This window comes from Pseudomonas putida (assembly GCF_001636055.1).
GTDB classification, from domain to species: domain Bacteria; phylum Pseudomonadota; class Gammaproteobacteria; order Pseudomonadales; family Pseudomonadaceae; genus Aquipseudomonas; species Aquipseudomonas machongensis.
Window position 1 is genome coordinate 379,766 of the sequence record NZ_CP011789.1, and the last position, 16,042, is coordinate 395,807.

The window sequence follows — 16,042 nt, forward strand, 5'->3', positions numbered from 1 at the left end:
CTCCGGCTTGCCGGCACCACGCCGGCACCGCGAATTCTCAAAACCCGTCGCAGGGAACTGCGACGGGTTTTTTTGTTTCAAACCCGCGCAGTTGAGCAGCTCGACACAGAAGCAGTACAATTTCCAATAATTAAAAAAGGACCGTAACAGTTCCATCTGATCTCGTCCTTCACATCTGGAAACAGAGCCACGTGATACGCTTGCGACAACGGCCTGTTAGCTTGGTCAAACGCGCTGCCTATTATCTAAAGTACCGTGACAGTGCGAGCGTCCGAATAATCAGAACTACCCCCCGCAGGAGTCCCCCATGTCCCGTAAATACCTGTTTGGCGCTGCCATGCTGCTGAGCTTGGCGGGCACCGCCCACGCCACCAGCTTCGTCGTCACCACCGATGCCGTGGTTGGCGCAGTGGCCGCGTCCACCGACGCCACTTCCGACGTCTCCTCTTCGTTCCGTGACGACAAGATCGTCCAGGCTGCCCGTGACGACGCTGCCAGCTTCGTCGGCAGTCAAGGTGATATTCGCGGCGCGAAGCTGGAAAGTGCCTTCATCCATATCCGCCAGCAGATGCCTGCACTGCAAGCCAGCGACACGCAACTGGCACAGGCCATCCTGGCCCTCTGACGCCAACCATCGTACCCGCAGGCCACGACGCCCCGTCGCCTGCGGGAACAGCATTCACCCTGCCGACAGAGCGTTGTCCAAGCCCATGCGTTACCTTGTGCCCTTGCTGCTCGCCATTGCCAGTATGGGAAGCGCCCATGCCATGGATGTCACGACCCAGTTTCCGGTCATGACCGGCTATGTCACCAGCCAGGTGACCACTGCGCCGTTCGACCGCAAGATCGTCGGCATGGCCCATGATGATGCGGCCGCATTCGTCGCCAGTGACGGCCGGATTCGTGGCGCGCGGCTGCAAGCCGCACTGACGGAACTGCGCCATATCTATTCGCGTCAGTCCGTCGGCGACCTTGAACTGGCAGAAGCAATTCTCGTCCAATGATCACACCTGACTCCCAGTATTTTTCGGAGATGCTCCATGCGTAAACCGCTGATCGCCGCTACCCTCGGCATGTTGCTGCTGGCCGACCTGGCCCAGGCGCAAACCCTGGTGGCCACCAGCAATATCATCGTTCGCGCCTTTGGCCGCTCGATCGATTTCACATCCGACACCACCACCTCGATCCGCGACTCCAAGGTCGTGCGCGAGGCCCGCGACGACGCCGCCAGCTTCGTCGCCAGCAATGGCGATATCCGTGGCGCCCAGCTCGAAGCTGCATTCGACACCCTGCGCGAGCGTGTGCCTGAAGCGCGCGACGCCAGCGACCAGGTACTGGCCGAAGCCATTCTGTCGCTGTGAAGCGCGTGCGTGCCTGGCTGCTCGGCTGCGCCCTGACGCTGCTCGGCACGCCCGCCCTGGCCGACCTGCAGCTCGAGCTGCAGACTGTCGGCCTGGACGCTCGACAGCAGCAGGCCTCCCAGCAGCTGTTGGATGAGGCACTGTCGAAGCTGCCCCCCTCCTTCAAACAGCGCCTGGATCGCCGTATCCAGGTCGGCTGGACCGACAAGATGCCTGCCGATGCCTACGGCCAGGCCTCGCCAGTCTCGACCCTAGATCTCAACAGCCGCCTGCTGCCAGCGCTAGCCGATGGCAGTGCCGCCACGGAAAAAAACCATCGCCCCCACGGGACGGTGCGGGAAGAACTGCTGGCCACCGTGCTGCACGAGCTCACCCACATTTATGATCGCGCGCGCCTGTGGCCCAGTGCCGAGCGCTCGCTGATCGCCCGCTGCAACCGCCAGCAGGGCACCCTCGGCCAGATCGGCCTGCCCCAGCAATGCCGTGGCCAGACTGCTCGCCGCTTCACCCTGAGTGACGATCCGCGTCTGCTTGACCTTGCCGGCTGGCCGCAGTACGTCGGCCGCCGTGGCGAGCGTGAACAGCACAACGGTCAACTGGTACGCACCCCGGACAGCTATGAGCTGAGCAGCCCCAAGGAGTTTGTCGCGGTCAACATGGAGTACTTCCTCCTCGACCCGAGCTATGGCTGCCGGCGCCCGGCCCTGAACCAGTACCTGCACGATCATTTCGGCTGGGCACCCCAGCAGGACACCTGCGCCAAGGGCCTGCCGTTCCTTAACGCCGGCAGTGACTTCGCCCGCGAGCCGCTGGGCGAAATCGACCCGGAGCGCGTCTACGAAGTCGACTACCTGCTTGCCGAGGCCAACCAGAACTGGGTCAGCCGCTGGGGACACAGCATGCTGCGCCTGGTGATCTGTGCACCGGGCCGCCCACGCGGGCCGGACTGCCGCCTGGACCTGGACCGTCATCTGGTGTTGTCGTACCGCGCGTTCGTCAATGATGTGCAGTTGTCCAGCTGGGACGGCCTGACCGGCGCCTATCCGTCGCGCCTGTTCGTCCTGCCGTTGGGCCAGGTGATCGACGAGTACACCAAGACCGAACTGCGCAGCCTGGCCTCCGTGCCGCTCAAGCTCGATCGCCAGCAGATCGAGGACCTGGTGCGCCAGGCTGCCGAAATGCACTGGAGCTACGACGGCAATTACTATTTCCTGTCCAACAATTGCGCGGTGGAAACCCTCAAGCTGATGCGCAGCGGCACCGCCGACCAGCGCTTCAGCGATCTCGACGCGATCATGCCCAACGGCTTGCTCGAAGTCCTCAAGGGAAGGGGTCTGGCCGACACCAGCGTACTCGACGATCCGCGCGAAGCGCTGCGCCTGGGCTATCGCTTCGACTCTTATCGCGACCGCTACCAGGCCATGTTCGAAGTGTTGAAGAAGCAGTTGCCGATCAAACAGAGCGCCGTGGAAGACTGGTTGGCCCAGGATGCCGAGCAACGCCGCCCCTGGTTCGCCCAGGCCGACTTGCGCACCAGTGCGGCCTTGCTGCTGCTTGAGCAGGCCAGCCTGCGCCGCCAGTTGCTGCTGGCCCAGGACGAAGTCAAGCAACGCTACCTCAATGCCACCGCGCTCAAGGACGGCAGCATCGACAAGGCCAATGCCACGCTGCAGCAGATGCTTGCCAACAGTGGATTCCTCAGCCGACCGGCCGAGCTGCTCGAAGCGGATGGCTACGGCTTGCCGCAACCCCAGGAGCGGGTGCATCTGGAAAAGGTCAGCAGTGAACGGCAGGCGCAGTTGCTACGCCTGAGTACCGACCTGGACAAGGAAGTCAGAGCGCTGCTGGAGCCAGCCCGCGCGAAGGAAATTGCGGCCATCGAGGCCAACGTGAAGCAGATAGGAGAACACCTGCGCGCCCTGCACAAGGCAGCTGGCGGTTTGCAGCTACCGTGAGCGCACAGGGCTACTTGATCGGCCGCCAGATCAGCGGGTAGCGGTACGGCTTGCCTTCATTGGCCCGAACCCCTGCCAGGATGATCAGAATCAGCACTGCCACCGCCAGGATGGCGAACAGTACGATGCCGATCACCACGAACATCAGCAGGAAGCAGATGAATCCGGCAATGGTGACGCTGATCTGGAAGTTCAGCGCTTCCTTGCCCTGGGCATCGACGAACGGATCGACCTCACGCTTCCAGATCCACATCACCAGTGGCCCGAGCAGATGCCCGAGCGGCATCACCAGCCCGAGCAAGGCGCTGAAGTGGCAGAACATCGCCCATTGCCGAACTTCGGCGCTCGGCGTTTCGATCGGCAGATTCGTCTCACTCATGGGTCCATCGCCTCCTTGGCGCAGCTTCAGTCGGCCAATGCAGCCTTCTGCAGGTCGAAGATCTCGGTCATGCCCTTCTGCGCCAGCGCCAGCATGGCGTTGAAGTCTTCAGGCTGGAACGGCGCGCCTTCGGCAGTGCCCTGCACTTCGATGAAGCCACCGGCGCTGGTCATGACCACGTTGAGGTCGGTTTCGGCAGCCGAGTCTTCGAGGTAGTCGAGGTCCAGCACTGCCTCGCCCTGGTACATGCCCACCGACACCGCGGCGATCATGTGCTTGAGCGGGTTGCCGCCCTTGAGACCGCCACGCTTCTTGATCACCGCCAGGGCGTCGCACAGGGCCACCATTGCGCCGGTGATCGAAGCGGTACGGGTGCCGCCGTCGGCCTGGATCACATCGCAGTCGACGTACAGCGTGATGTCGCCCAGCTTGCTCATGTCCAGGGCTGCGCGCAACGAACGGCCGATCAGGCGCTGGATCTCGAGGGTGCGGCCGCCCTGCTTGCCACGACTGGCCTCACGCTGGTTACGCTCGCCAGTGGAGCGCGGCAGCATGCCGTACTCGGCCGTCAACCAGCCCTGCCCCTGGCCTTTGAGGAAGCGTGGTACACCATTCTCGACGCTGACCGTGCAGATGACCTTGGTGTCACCGAACTCGACCAGTACCGACCCCTCGGCGTGCTTGGTGTAGTTGCGGGTGATGCGGATCGAGCGAAGCTGATCGGCAGCGCGACCACTTGGACGTTTCATCTGGGATACCTGTACTGGAATTCGAATCAGGCGGCCATTATAGAGCCGTGCGTCCTGCGAGGACATGCCTATTGTCGCGGCCTCGCAACCCGTCGACTTTTTCCACCTATGCCTGCGACGCCCTGTAGCATGGTCCGATTGGGCGCCATCGCCGCACTGCGCTACAATCCTGCGCCTTGCAGCCGAAAGGCTTCCCCGTACAAACCGAATTCGCGAGGTACTCCCCATGGTGCACAGCATGACCGCCTTTGCCCGCGTCGAGCGCGCCGGCAGCCAGGGCACCCTGGCCTGGGAGCTGCGCTCGGTCAACCACCGCTATCTCGAACCGCACCTGCGCCTGCCCGAAGCCCTGCGCGATCTTGAGGGCGCGGTACGCGAAGGCCTGCGCCAGGGGCTGTCGCGCGGCAAGGTCGAATGCACCTTGCGCCTGTCCGAAGACAGCACCGGCAAGCCGTTGCAGGTCGATCGCGAGCGCGCCGCGCAACTGGTCGCCGCCGCCGAGACCGTGGCCGGGCTGATCAATCAGCCAGCCCCGCTCAATCCCCTCGAAGTGTTGGCCTGGCCCGGCGTGCTGGTAGCCGATGCCGCCGACCCACAGGCGCTGAACACCGAGGCGATGGCGCTGTTCGACGAGGCGCTCGCCGAGCTCAAGGCCGGCCGCCTGCGCGAGGGCCAGGAGCTGGCCCGACTGATCAACGAGCGCCTGGACGCCATGACCACCGAAGTCGCCACCCTGCGCGCCCTGGTGCCACAAATGCTGGCCGCCCAGCGCCAGCGCATCGTCGACCGTTTCAACGACCTGCAGGCCGAGCTCGACCCGCAGCGCCTGGAGCAGGAGATGGTGCTGCTGGCACAAAAGAGCGACGTCGCCGAAGAGCTCGACCGTCTCAGCACCCATGTCACCGAGGTGCGCCGCGTGCTCAAGTCGGGCGGCGCCGCCGGGCGACGCCTGGACTTTCTGATGCAGGAACTCAATCGCGAGGCGAACACGCTCGGCTCAAAGGCCTTCGACCCGCGCAGCACCCAAGCAGCGGTCAACCTGAAGGTGCTGATCGAACAGATGCGTGAACAAGTACAGAACATCGAGTAAGGCCACCCCACCATGAAGCACAGCAGCGGCACCCTCTACATCGTTTCGGCGCCTTCCGGCGCTGGCAAGACCAGCCTGGTCACTGCTCTGACCCAGCAAGACCAGCAGATCCGCGTCTCTGTCTCCCACACCACCCGTGCCATGCGCCCAGGCGAGATCCACGGAGTGAACTATCACTTCGTGGTTCACGAGGAGTTCAAGGCATTGATTGCCCAAGGCGACTTCCTCGAGCACGCCGAGGTGTTCGGCAACTTCTACGGCACCTCCCGCAGCGCGCTGCAGGAAACCCTCGACCAAGGTTTCGACCTGATCCTGGAAATCGACTGGCAGGGTGCGCAGCAAGTGCGCAAACTGATGCCCGAGGCCCTGTCGATCTTCATCCTGCCACCGAGCCAGGAAGCCCTGCGCCAGCGTCTGGACGGGCGCGGCCAGGACAGTGAAGAGATCATCGCCGGGCGCATGAAGGAAGCGGTCAGCGAGATGGTGCATTACAACGAATTCGACTACGTCATCGTCAACGATGACTTCGAAGACGCGCTCGAAGACCTGAAGTCGGTGTTCCGTTCGAACCGGTTGCTGCTCAAGAAGCAGCAGCAGCGCCATGGTGAGCTGTTGAAGCAGTTGGTCGGCTGAACCACGCGCTGAAACCAGCGCGGGGCAAGTCGCAACGACTTGCCCCGCGATTGGACTGCGCAGCAGCCACCCCTTGCGCCTTATTCCTGCAACTGCAACTTCGCCTGCTGCTGCAAGGTCGCCCCGAGGAAGTACGCCGGTGCACGCAGCCGCGACAGCATCATCAGCACGATCCCCAGCACCGAGATGATCGCCGCGATCACGAACACCAGCCCCAGCCCACCGACATGCGAGCCGCTGCCAAAGTCGGGCGAGGCGCTGTCGATCGCGGTACGCACGAAGATCACCGACAGGATCACCCCACCCACCAGCGGGCACAGGCCGCGCATGAAGAAGTGGCGCAGGCTGTCGAACAGGCTGTCGCGGAAGTACCAGACACAGGCGAACGCGGTCAGCGAATAGTAGAAGCAGATCATCATCCCCAGCGCGGTGATGGTGTCTGCCAGCACGTTCTCGCTCAGGGTACGCATGGTCACGTAGAACAAGGCCGCAGCCACGCCCGCACAAATGGTCGCGTAACGCGGCGTCTGCGAGCGCGGGCAGACACTGGCGAAGCGCTGCGGCACCGCACCGTAGTAGCCCATGGCGAGCAGGGTGCGCGCCGGCGACACGAAGGTCGACTGCAGCGACGCCGCAGTGCTGGCCAGCACCGCAATCGACATCAGGATCGCCAGCGGCCCCATCACCGGACCTGCCAGGTGGGCGAAGACGTTCTCCTGAATGCGCGGATTGCCCAGACCCAGGCCAGTGTCGCTGATGCCGGCGAACTGAAGGGTGGCAATGGCGGTGAACAGGTACAGGCCAAGGATCAGCAGCACCGTCCAGGTGGCAGCCTTGCCAGGCACTTCGTCGCTGCCGATGGACTCTTCGCTGACGGTGAGGCACACGTCCCAGCCCCAGAAGATGAAGATCGACAGCGACAGCCCGGCCGCGAAGGCCGAGAACGATTCGACCCCGAAGGGATTGAACCAGGCGAAATCGAATTCCAGCGGCGGTGGCGCGGTGGTCTCGCCGAACGCAGCAAAACCAAAGCCCACCAACACCAGCAATTGCAGGGCAACCAGGCCGTACTGCACGGTCATGGTGGTCCCCATGCCCCGACAGCAGATCCACACCGCCAGGGCGATGAACGCACAACAGGTAGTGACGTTGATCAACAGGTTGTCCGCTAGCGCGGCATACTCGTGATGCCCGGTGATCTGCCCGATGAACAGGTAGAAGAAATCGACCGCCACACCGGCCAGGTTCGACAGCACGATGGTGGTGGCGACGACCAGCCCCCAGCCACCGATCCAGCCGATCATGGGACCGAAGGCACGTGCCGACCAGGTGAAAGAGGTGCCGCTGTCGGGCTCCGCGGCGTTCAGCTCACGGTAGCCGAGGGCAACCAGCAGCATCGGCAGGAAGCCGACAATGAAGACCGCTGGAAGATGGGCGCCGACCTCACGCACGGTCGGGCCAAGGGCGCCGGTCAGGGTGTAGACCGGGGCAATGGTGGAGATGCCCAGCACCACGCTGGCCAGCAGGCCCAGGCGACCTTTGGCCAGGCCTTTGCTGGCGCGCTGGGTGTTGCTGCCCGCGTCGGCCGCCACATCGGGAGGGCGGCCGGCTTCTGTGTATTCGCTCATGAGTTATTTGCCGTTGCTATTGGTATTGTTTTCACAGACCTTGCGAACAAGGCCCGCTTTCACTCATTGAAAGCTTGCTGCAGGGGATGGGTCATCCGAGACCTTCGGGTAACGTCAGAATGCCTTCTGGCGCGAGCCCTCCCGAGCAGCATGGGCAATGCAGGCCTCACGAAACGCCTGAAACAGACGTAGGGAGACCGGGTTTTCGGCGAAACGCCACTCCGGGTGCCATTGCACGCCAAGCACGAAGCCCGACGCATCACTCATCGACACCGCTTCAATCAGGCCATCCGGGGCCCGTGCCTCGACACGCAGGCCCGGGGCCAGACGGTCGATGCCCTGGCTGTGCAGCGAGTTGACCTCGAACTGCTCCGCCAGGCCCAGGCGCTCGAACAGCCCGCCCGGCGCAATGCCGACCGTGTGTCGAGGCCCGTATTGCACCTCCAGGGGTGCGTCCTCAGGTTCGCGGTGGTCCAGGTAGCCGGGCAGTTCCTGCACCCGCTGGTGCAAAGTGCCGCCCAAGGCCACGTTGAGTTCCTGGAATCCACGGCAGATGCACAACACCGGCACGCCGGCGGCTATGGCGGCCTGCAGCAACGGCAGGGTCAGGCGGTCACGCGCAACGTCGTGCCGGGTACCGTCCACGCTGGGGGCGCCATTGTAATGATGCGGCTCGACATTTGAAGGCGAGCCGGTAAAAAGAATGCCATTCAGACGCGCCAGCAGCGCCTGCGGGTCGCTGGCCGTGTCGCGCGCCGGCAGGATCACAGGCAGCCCGGCAAAACCTGCCGCCTCGACATACTTGTCGCCCACCGTGTGCGACGAGTTCTTCCCAACCTGCTGGCGGCAGGCGCTGACACCAATCAAGGGAACCGCGATTGCGCTCATGGGCTTACACCGTGTGCAGGTACCAGTTGTATTCGAGGTCGGAGATCGACACTTCGAACTCCGCCAGCTCGCTTTCCTTGCAGGCCACGAAGATGTCGATGTATTCCGGGCTGATGTATTGGTTGAGGACCTCGCTGTCATCCAGCGCTCGCAAGGCATCACGCAGGTTGTTCGGCAGGCTCTGCTCAAGCTGCTCGTACGAATTGCCCTCGATCGGCGCGCCGGGTTCGACCTTGTTGGTCAGGCCGTGGTGGATACCAGCGAGAATCGCGGCAAGCATCAGGTAAGGGTTGGCATCGGCACCTGCGACGCGGTGCTCGATACGCAAGTTATCGCTGCTGTCGGTGGGCACGCGCAGGGCGACGGTGCGGTTGTCCAGGCCCCAACTCGGGGCGTTCGGCACATAGAACTGAGCACCAAAGCGGCGGTAAGAGTTGATGTTCGGACACAGGAAGGCCATCGACGCCGGCATGGTTTCCAGCACACCGCCAATGGCGTGACGCAGGGTTTCGCTCTGCAGCGCATCGTCGTTGGCGAAGATGTTCTTGCCGGTTTTCTTGTCCAGCAGCGAGATGTGCACGTGCAGGCCGTTGCCCGCCTGGCCCGGGTAGGGCTTGGCCATGAAGGTCGAGTCCATCTCGTGGTCGTAGGCGATGTTCTTGATCAGGCGCTTGAGCAGGATCGCGTAGTCGCAAGCCTTGAGCGGATCGGCGACGTGATGCAGGTTGACCTCGAACTGCGCCGGGGCACTTTCCTTGACGATCGCATCCGCCGGCAGACCCTGCTCCTTCGCGGCCTCGAGCATGTCCTGCAGGCAGTCGGCGTACTCGTCCAGGTCGTCGATCAGGTAGACCTGGGTGGACTGCGGGCGCTTGCCCGAGATCGGCGAGCGTGGCGGCTGCGGCCGACCGTTCAGATTGTCCTGGTCGATCAGGTAGAACTCCAGCTCGAACGCTGCGCAAATATCCAGGCCAAGCGCATCGAACTTGCTCACCACCTGGCGCAGCACTTCACGCGGGTCGGCGAAGAACGGCTCGCCTTCGATTTCGTGCATGGTCATCAGCAACTGCGCCGTCGGCCGCTTCTGCCAGGGCTCGTTGGAGAGCGAGCCTGGGATCGGATAGCAGATGCGGTCGGCATCGCCGATATCCAGACCGAGGCCCGTGCTTTCGACGGTCGAGCCGTTGATATCCAGGGCGAACAGCGAAGCCGGCAGGTTGATGCCCTTCTCGTACACCTTGTGCAGGCTGGCCCGCTCGATGCGCTTGCCACGCACCACGCCGTTCATGTCGGAGATCAACAGATCGACGTACTGTGTGTCCGGGTGGGCTTCCAGGAATTCATTCATCTCGCGGGAAGAACGGGCGCACGGGGAGACCGACGTCATGGCTGTACATCCTTTGATTCGGAGCGGCGATGTGGGGATATGGCTGGCGCCTCGAGGGCGACGATGGTTGCTGCTGTTGTTCTTTTCACTGCCCCATCGTGGGGAAATTCTGTGGCTCGCCCGGTGCATTGATTCCCGGGGGCCGTTCCACTATAAAGTGGGCTCCAGTGCAACAGACATTGGCAAATCGGCAAGCAGAGCGTGCACAAATGCAATATCAGATCAATCACGCGGACCTCGCCCTGGTCCTGGCGCTGGAACGTGGTCGCTCACTGGCCAAGGCCGCCGAGCTGCTCAAGGTCGATGTTTCGACGGTGTTTCGCTCGATCCGGCGACTGGAGTCGGCGCTGGGCACCGCCCTGTTCGTCAAGAGCCGCAAGGGCTACCTGCCAACCGACACCGCACAGGCCCTGGCCGAACAGGCTGAACGGGCCGAGCAGGCGCTGGACGCCGCGCGCATCGCCCTGACCAGCGGCGAGCAGGTGGTCAGCGGTACGGTACGCCTGACCTGCACCGAAGCCGTGCTGCACAGCCTGTTGCTGCCCGCACTGGCCGAATTCATGCCCAACTACCCCGCGCTGTCGCTGGAAATGGGCACCTCCAACACCTTCGCCAACCTGAGCCGACGCGACGCCGACATCGCCCTGCGCCTGACCAACACACCGCCGGAGCATCTGGTCGGACGCTGCCTGGGCTCGACGTCCTATGTAATCTGCGGACGCCCGGAGTTTCGCGAGCGCCTGGCCGAGTCGCCAAACAGCGTGCCGTGGATCGCCCCTGACGACGCCATGCAGGACCACCCCACGGTAGTCTGGCGCAACCAGCAGCACCCCGACCTGATCCCACGCTACCAGTGCAGTGGCATGTCGACCATTGCTCAGTTGGTCAGCACCGGCATGGGAGTGGCGGCGCTGGCCGACTACATGGTCGACACCCTGCCTGGCGTCGAGGCCTTGAGCGGCGCGCTGCCAGGTTGTGACACCCAACTGTGGCTGCTGACCCGCCCCGATTGTCGAGCGCTGCGTTCGGTACAGACTTTGTTCGAGGAGCTGACCCCACGCTTGCGCGACGCGATGCGCTGAAGCTGTTGTGTTCGCGGGACGGGAAGCGTTATCGTCATGTTCAAGCGAGAGGCTGTCTGTTACGGCCCTTTCGCGGGCAAGCCCGCCCCCACGAGCAGGTGACACGGATCACCAGACAAAACAGCCCTTCCCTATTGGCTGGTGATTTTTTAAACTATCGAGTCCGCCTGCCCATTCTGGGCTGCACGCTAATCGCATCTGCTACTGAGGAAGACCATGGCCCGCGTAACTGTTGAAGACTGCCTGGAACACGTGGATAACCGCTTCGAGCTGGTCATGCTCTCGACCAAGCGCGCCCGCCAACTGGCCACCGGCGGCAAGGAGCCACGCGTGGCGTGGGAAAACGACAAGCCAACCGTCGTCGCCCTGCGCGAAATTGCCGAAGGCATCGTGACCAATGAATTTATCGCCGCCGAAGAGATCGTCACCGAGGATCCGGTGTTCGCTGCGTTCGAGGACGAGAACAACGAGGCCGTCTGATTCATGCCCGGTCGACGTCGCGCGGCACACGATCCTCTTCCTCTGCAAGAGGTGAAACCATGCCGGGTATAGAAGCCCTCGCCGAGCGGCTGTCGACCTATCTGGGCCCCGAACAGGTCAATCTTGTTCGCCGGGCCTATTTCTATGCCGAACAGGCACACGACGGGCAACGCCGCCGCAGTGGCGAGCCCTACGTGACCCATCCGCTGGCAGTCGCCAGCATTCTCGCCGACATGCACATGGACCATCAGAGCCTGATGGCCGCCATGCTGCACGACGTGATCGAAGATACCGGCATCGCCAAGGAAGCCCTCAGCCAGCAGTTCGGCGAAACCGTCGCCGAGCTGGTCGACGGGGTCAGCAAGCTGACCCAGATGAATTTCGAGACCAAGGCCGAGGCGCAAGCCGAGAACTTCCAGAAAATGGCCATGGCCATGGCCCGCGATATCCGCGTGATCCTGGTCAAGCTGGCCGATCGCCTGCACAACATGCGCACCCTGGAAGTGCTGTCCGGTGAAAAGCGCCGGCGCATCGCCAAGGAAACCCTCGAGATCTACGCCCCCATCGCCAATCGGCTGGGCATGCACACCGTGCGCGTGGAGTTCGAGGATCTTGGTTTCAAGGCCATGCATCCCATGCGCTCCTCGCTCATTCACCGGGCGGTGAAGAGCGCGCGCGGCAACCGCAAGGAAATCGTCGCCAAGATCGAGACCTCGCTGGCCAACTGCCTGGCGGCGGACGGCATCGAGGGCGAGGTCAGCGGCCGGCAGAAACACCTCTATGGCATCTACAAGAAGATGCGCGGCAAGCGCCGCGCCTTCAACGAGATCATGGACGTGTACGCCTTCCGCATCATCGTCGACAAGGTCGACACCTGCTACCGCGTGCTGGGTGCCGTGCACAACCTGTACAAGCCGCTGCCGGGGCGCTTCAAGGACTACATCGCGATTCCCAAGGCCAACGGCTACCAGTCGCTGCACACCACGCTGTTCGGCATGCACGGTGTGCCCATCGAAATCCAGATCCGCACCCGCGAAATGGAAGAGATGGCCAACAACGGCATCGCCGCGCACTGGCTGTACAAGTCGAACGAGGAAGAACAGCCCAAGGGCAGCCACGCCCGCGCCCGTCAATGGGTCAAGGGCATCCTCGAGCTGCAGCAGCGGGCCGGCAATTCGCTGGAGTTCATCGAGAGTGTGAAGATCGACCTGTTCCCGGACGAGGTCTATGTCTTCACGCCCAAAGGCCGGATCATGGAGCTGCCCAAAGGCTCCACTGCCGTCGACTTCGCCTACGCGGTGCACACCGACGTCGGCAACAGCTGCATCGCCTGCCGCATCAACCGTCGCCTGGCACCGCTCTCCGAGCCGTTGCAAAGTGGCTCGACGGTCGAGATCGTCAGTGCACCGGGCGCACGCCCAAACCCGGCCTGGCTCAACTTCGTGGTTACCGGCAAGGCACGCACGCACATTCGCCATGCGCTCAAACAGCAGCGCCGCTCCGAATCCATCAGCCTCGGCGAACGTCTGCTGAACAAAGTGCTGACAGGCTTCGACAGCAGCCTGGACAAGATCGCCGCCGAGCGCGTCCAGGCCATCCTCACCGAATACCGCCTGGAGCTCGTCGAAGACCTGCTCGAAGACATCGGCCTGGGCAACCGCATGGCCTACGTGGTCGCACGCCGCTTGCTGTCGGCCGAAGGCGAGCAACTACCATCGCCAGAGGGCCCGCTGGCGATCCGCGGCACAGAAGGCCTGGTGCTCAGCTACGCCAAGTGCTGTACGCCGATCCCGGGGGACCCCATCGTCGGCCACCTGTCGGCGGGCAAGGGCATGGTCGTGCACCTGGAAGACTGCCGCAACATCAGTGAAATCCGACACAACCCGGAGAAGTGCCTGCAGCTCTCCTGGGCCAAGGACGTCACCGGCGAGTTCAATGTCGAACTGCGCGTCGAACTGGAACACCAGCGCGGCCTGATCGCCCTGCTGGCCAGCAGCGTCAACGCCGCCGACGGCAACATCGAGAAGATCAGCATGGATGAGCGCGACGGTCGCGTCAGCGTGGTCCAACTGGTGGTCAGCGTGCGCGACCGCGTGCACCTGGCTCGCGTGATCAAGAAGCTGCGCACCCTGACCGGCGTGGTCCGCATCACCCGAACGCGTGCGTAGTCCGTCAACCGCAAGGAGTCAACATGACCAAGACCGTCATCAACAGCGACAAGGCCCCTGCCGCCATCGGCACCTACTCCCAGGCGATCAAGGCTGGCAACACCGTCTACATGTCGGGCCAGATTCCTCTGGATCCCAAGACCATGGAGCTGGTTGAAGGCTTCGAGGCACAGACCGTGCAGGTCTTCGAAAACCTCAAGGCTGTTGCCGAGGCCGCTGGCGGTTCGTTCAAGGATATCGTCAAGCTGAACATCTTCCTCACCGACCTGAGCCACTTCGCCAAGGTCAACGAGGTCATGGGTCGCTACTTCGAGCAGCCCTACCCAGCCCGTGCCGCGATTGGCGTGGCTGCCCTGCCAAAGGGCTCGCAAGTCGAGATGGACGCCATCCTCGTCATCGAGTGATGCCCCAGGCGGCGGGCGCCCGGCCTGCCGCCTTTCCTTCCTGAAGGTTCCCACCATGCGTCATGCCCTGCCTCTCGCGCTGGCAGCCCTGCTTCTGGGCGGCTGCGCCAGCCACAAACCTGAAGATTTCAACGGTACCTGGATCAACCAGGATGCCATCGACGCCGCCGTCAAGGGCGACAGCTTGCGCAAGGCGCTGTCCAGCCATGGTCCGGTGTTCGAATGGAAGATTGACGTCGCCAGCCAGCAAGCCCGTTACAGCAATGGCTTCGAAGCCGCTGAGGGCAGCCTCGTCGCGGCGGACAAGCAATGGCAAGCCAATTTCGAAGGCGGCCAGAGCGAGCAATTGAGCCTCGATGGCGACGAGTTGCAAACGACCGACGCCTCCGGCGCCAAGCAGACCTTCGTGCGCAGCAAGCCCCCGACACCCGCCGACGCACCGCTGGGTGGCAGCTTCGAGAAGGCGCTGTACAAGGCGTACCTGGGTGGCGAATGGAAAATCGTCGAAGGCCCAGGCCAGGGCGCCAAGGTCCGCTTCGCCGACGACGGCGGCGTGACCGGCTTGCCCGATCTGGACCGTTACGCCCTTTGCCTGGCCGGCGATTGCGCGACCATGGGCGGCGACAACGACAGCCTCTGGCTGGAGCGCGACCAACGCGGCGCCCCCTGGGTGTTCAAGCGTGATGACGACAAGCTGGAGATCTTCCGTGCAGTCAACCGTGCGCAGCCCGACGAAATGCCAGAACTCGCGGCTGGCGCGCGGCAGTGGGTGCTTGAGCGCGACTGATCCACTACTTGCAGGAGCAATTGTCTCGTCCAAAATTTAAAGACCAGCCCAATCCCTGTGGGAGCGGGCTTGTCCCGCGATCACCGGCGAAGCCGGTGCCATGCAGCGCGGTATCCGATTCGCGGGCAAGCCCGCTCCTACGGGTACCCGGCCAGCCTCGACACCGGTAGTCGAGGCTTGGCTTCAGCCTTTCAGGATCGCCGCGTACCCTTCCTTGTAGCTCGCATACTGCGGCACCCAGCCCAGCGCCCGTGCCCGCGCGTTGCTGCAGCGCTTGCTGCCGGTGCGGCGCACGCGCTGCTCGTCAGACCACTCGGTAACGCCCATGTACTGGCGCAGCCAGGCCACCACCTCGGCCAGCGGGGCCGGATCGTCGTCGACACCGATGTAGCAGTCCTGCAGCGCCACCCCGTCCGCGTCTGCCTGCAGCAGGAACGCCAGCAAACCGGCCGCGTCCTCGGCATGAATGCGATTGCCGTACAGCGGCGGCTCCTCGGCCACCCGATATCCCTGGCGCACCTGGCTAAGCAGCCACTCGCGGCCGGGGCCATATATCCCCGTCAGGCGCACCAGGCTGGTGGGAATCCCACTCTCGAGCGCCAAGCGCTCGGCCTCCAGCATGATCCGTCCCGAATACCCCTCGGGCTCGGTGGCCGCACCCTCCTCGACCCACTCGCCGCCCTGCTGCGCATAGACGCTGCTGCTGGACACGAACAGCAAGCGGCGCGGGTGCTGCCCTTTGTCCGCCAACCAGCTCAGCACGTGGCGCAAACCCTCCACATAGGCGGCCCGATAACCGGCTTCATCGTGCTGGCTGGCCGCCACGCAATACACCAGATAATCCGGGGAACGCTCGGGCCAACCTGCAGGAATGCTGGGGTCGGACAGATCGGCCGCCACCGGCAGAACGCCTGCAGGCAGTTGCCCCACCGTGCGACGCAGCCCATGTACCTGCCAGCCGCGGGCGAGCAGTTGCCGGGCCAGGCGGCTGCCTACATCGCCACAACCTACGATCATCGCGGACAGATCCGACATCACTTCACTCCAGAAC

At 63.6% G+C, this 16,042-nt stretch carries 17 protein-coding genes; 11 read left to right on the forward strand and 6 right to left on the reverse strand.

From position 1 onward, the window contains the following. Positions 1–307 precede the first annotated feature (307 nt). The 4 genes from AB688_RS01600 to AB688_RS01615 all read left to right on the forward strand — a co-directional run bounded on the left by AB688_RS01600 (position 308) and on the right by AB688_RS01615 (position 3,316). On the forward strand, positions 308–625 hold the full coding sequence (locus AB688_RS01600; protein ID WP_063541802.1) for a DUF2388 domain-containing protein: 318 nt from the start codon (positions 308–310) through the stop codon (positions 623–625). An 85-nt stretch (positions 626–710) separates the two neighbouring features. Next, positions 711–1,004: a DUF2388 domain-containing protein gene (locus AB688_RS01605; RefSeq protein WP_054894861.1), complete on the forward strand. Its 294-nt coding sequence runs from the start codon at positions 711–713 to the stop codon at positions 1,002–1,004. A 36-nt stretch (positions 1,005–1,040) separates the two neighbouring features. Continuing rightward, positions 1,041–1,361: a DUF2388 domain-containing protein gene (locus AB688_RS01610; protein WP_054894862.1), complete on the forward strand. Its 321-nt coding sequence runs from the start codon at positions 1,041–1,043 to the stop codon at positions 1,359–1,361. Then, positions 1,358–3,316, forward strand: coding sequence for a DUF4105 domain-containing protein (locus AB688_RS01615; protein ID WP_063541804.1), 1,959 nt, complete (start codon positions 1,358–1,360; stop codon positions 3,314–3,316). Before AB688_RS01610 ends, AB688_RS01615 begins: the two co-directional genes overlap by 4 nt. 10 nt (positions 3,317–3,326) lie before the next feature. Here AB688_RS01615 and AB688_RS01620 read toward each other — a convergent pair whose 3' ends face one another. After that, a complete protein-coding gene (locus AB688_RS01620; protein ID WP_054894864.1) occupies positions 3,327–3,695 on the reverse strand; it encodes a DUF4870 domain-containing protein in 369 nt (122 codons plus the stop codon). A 26-nt stretch (positions 3,696–3,721) separates the two neighbouring features. Continuing rightward, the gene (gene rph, locus AB688_RS01625; protein WP_063541806.1) at positions 3,722–4,444 is read right to left on the reverse strand and encodes a ribonuclease PH; all 723 of its coding nucleotides are present in this window, start codon (positions 4,442–4,444) and stop codon (positions 3,722–3,724) included. Between the two features lie 226 nt (positions 4,445–4,670). Between rph and AB688_RS01630 the strand changes: the two genes are divergently transcribed. Then, entirely contained in the window at positions 4,671–5,534 is an 864-nt protein-coding gene (locus AB688_RS01630; protein WP_054894866.1) for a YicC/YloC family endoribonuclease, read from the forward strand. 12 nt (positions 5,535–5,546) lie between these two features. Beyond that, positions 5,547–6,167: a guanylate kinase gene (gene gmk, locus AB688_RS01635; RefSeq protein WP_063541808.1), complete on the forward strand. Its 621-nt coding sequence runs from the start codon at positions 5,547–5,549 to the stop codon at positions 6,165–6,167. A gap of 80 nt (positions 6,168–6,247) precedes the next feature. Here the strand turns inward: gmk and AB688_RS01640 are convergent, their stop codons facing one another. From AB688_RS01640 to AB688_RS01650, 3 genes are all read right to left on the reverse strand, one after another. Beyond that, positions 6,248–7,795 carry an APC family permease gene (locus tag AB688_RS01640; RefSeq protein WP_054894868.1) on the reverse strand — a complete coding sequence of 516 codons (1,548 nt, stop codon included), beginning with the start codon at positions 7,793–7,795 and terminating at the stop codon, positions 6,248–6,250. Positions 7,796–7,909: 114 nt separating this feature from the next. After that, on the reverse strand, positions 7,910–8,683 hold the full coding sequence (locus AB688_RS01645; protein ID WP_054894869.1) for a gamma-glutamyl-gamma-aminobutyrate hydrolase family protein: 774 nt from the start codon (positions 8,681–8,683) through the stop codon (positions 7,910–7,912). Positions 8,684–8,687: 4 nt separating this feature from the next. Further along, positions 8,688–10,070, reverse strand: coding sequence for a glutamine synthetase family protein (locus AB688_RS01650; RefSeq protein ID WP_054894870.1), 1,383 nt, complete (start codon positions 10,068–10,070; stop codon positions 8,688–8,690). 209 nt (positions 10,071–10,279) lie between these two features. Here AB688_RS01650 and AB688_RS01655 point away from each other — a divergent pair, with 209 nt between their 5' ends. From AB688_RS01655 to AB688_RS01675, 5 genes are all read left to right on the forward strand, one after another. After that, a complete protein-coding gene (locus tag AB688_RS01655; protein WP_054894871.1) occupies positions 10,280–11,152 on the forward strand; it encodes a LysR family transcriptional regulator in 873 nt (290 codons plus the stop codon). A 216-nt stretch (positions 11,153–11,368) separates the two neighbouring features. Continuing rightward, positions 11,369–11,632, forward strand: a complete 264-nt coding sequence (gene rpoZ / locus AB688_RS01660) for a DNA-directed RNA polymerase subunit omega (protein WP_003253383.1) — start codon at positions 11,369–11,371, stop codon at positions 11,630–11,632. 59 nt (positions 11,633–11,691) lie between these two features. Further along, positions 11,692–13,800 carry a bifunctional GTP diphosphokinase/guanosine-3',5'-bis pyrophosphate 3'-pyrophosphohydrolase gene (gene spoT / locus AB688_RS01665; RefSeq protein ID WP_054894872.1) on the forward strand — a complete coding sequence of 703 codons (2,109 nt, stop codon included), beginning with the start codon at positions 11,692–11,694 and terminating at the stop codon, positions 13,798–13,800. A 23-nt stretch (positions 13,801–13,823) separates the two neighbouring features. After that, positions 13,824–14,204, forward strand: coding sequence for a RidA family protein (locus AB688_RS01670; protein WP_029612280.1), 381 nt, complete (start codon positions 13,824–13,826; stop codon positions 14,202–14,204). A 55-nt stretch (positions 14,205–14,259) separates the two neighbouring features. Beyond that, positions 14,260–14,991, forward strand: a complete 732-nt coding sequence (locus AB688_RS01675) for a hypothetical protein (RefSeq protein WP_063541810.1) — start codon at positions 14,260–14,262, stop codon at positions 14,989–14,991. Between the two features lie 183 nt (positions 14,992–15,174). On the opposite strand, the gene AB688_RS01680 is transcribed toward AB688_RS01675, so the two are convergent. Beyond that, the gene (locus AB688_RS01680) at positions 15,175–16,026 is read right to left on the reverse strand and encodes an SDR family oxidoreductase (RefSeq protein ID WP_063541812.1); all 852 of its coding nucleotides are present in this window, start codon (positions 16,024–16,026) and stop codon (positions 15,175–15,177) included. Positions 16,027–16,042: the final 16 nt, after the last annotated feature.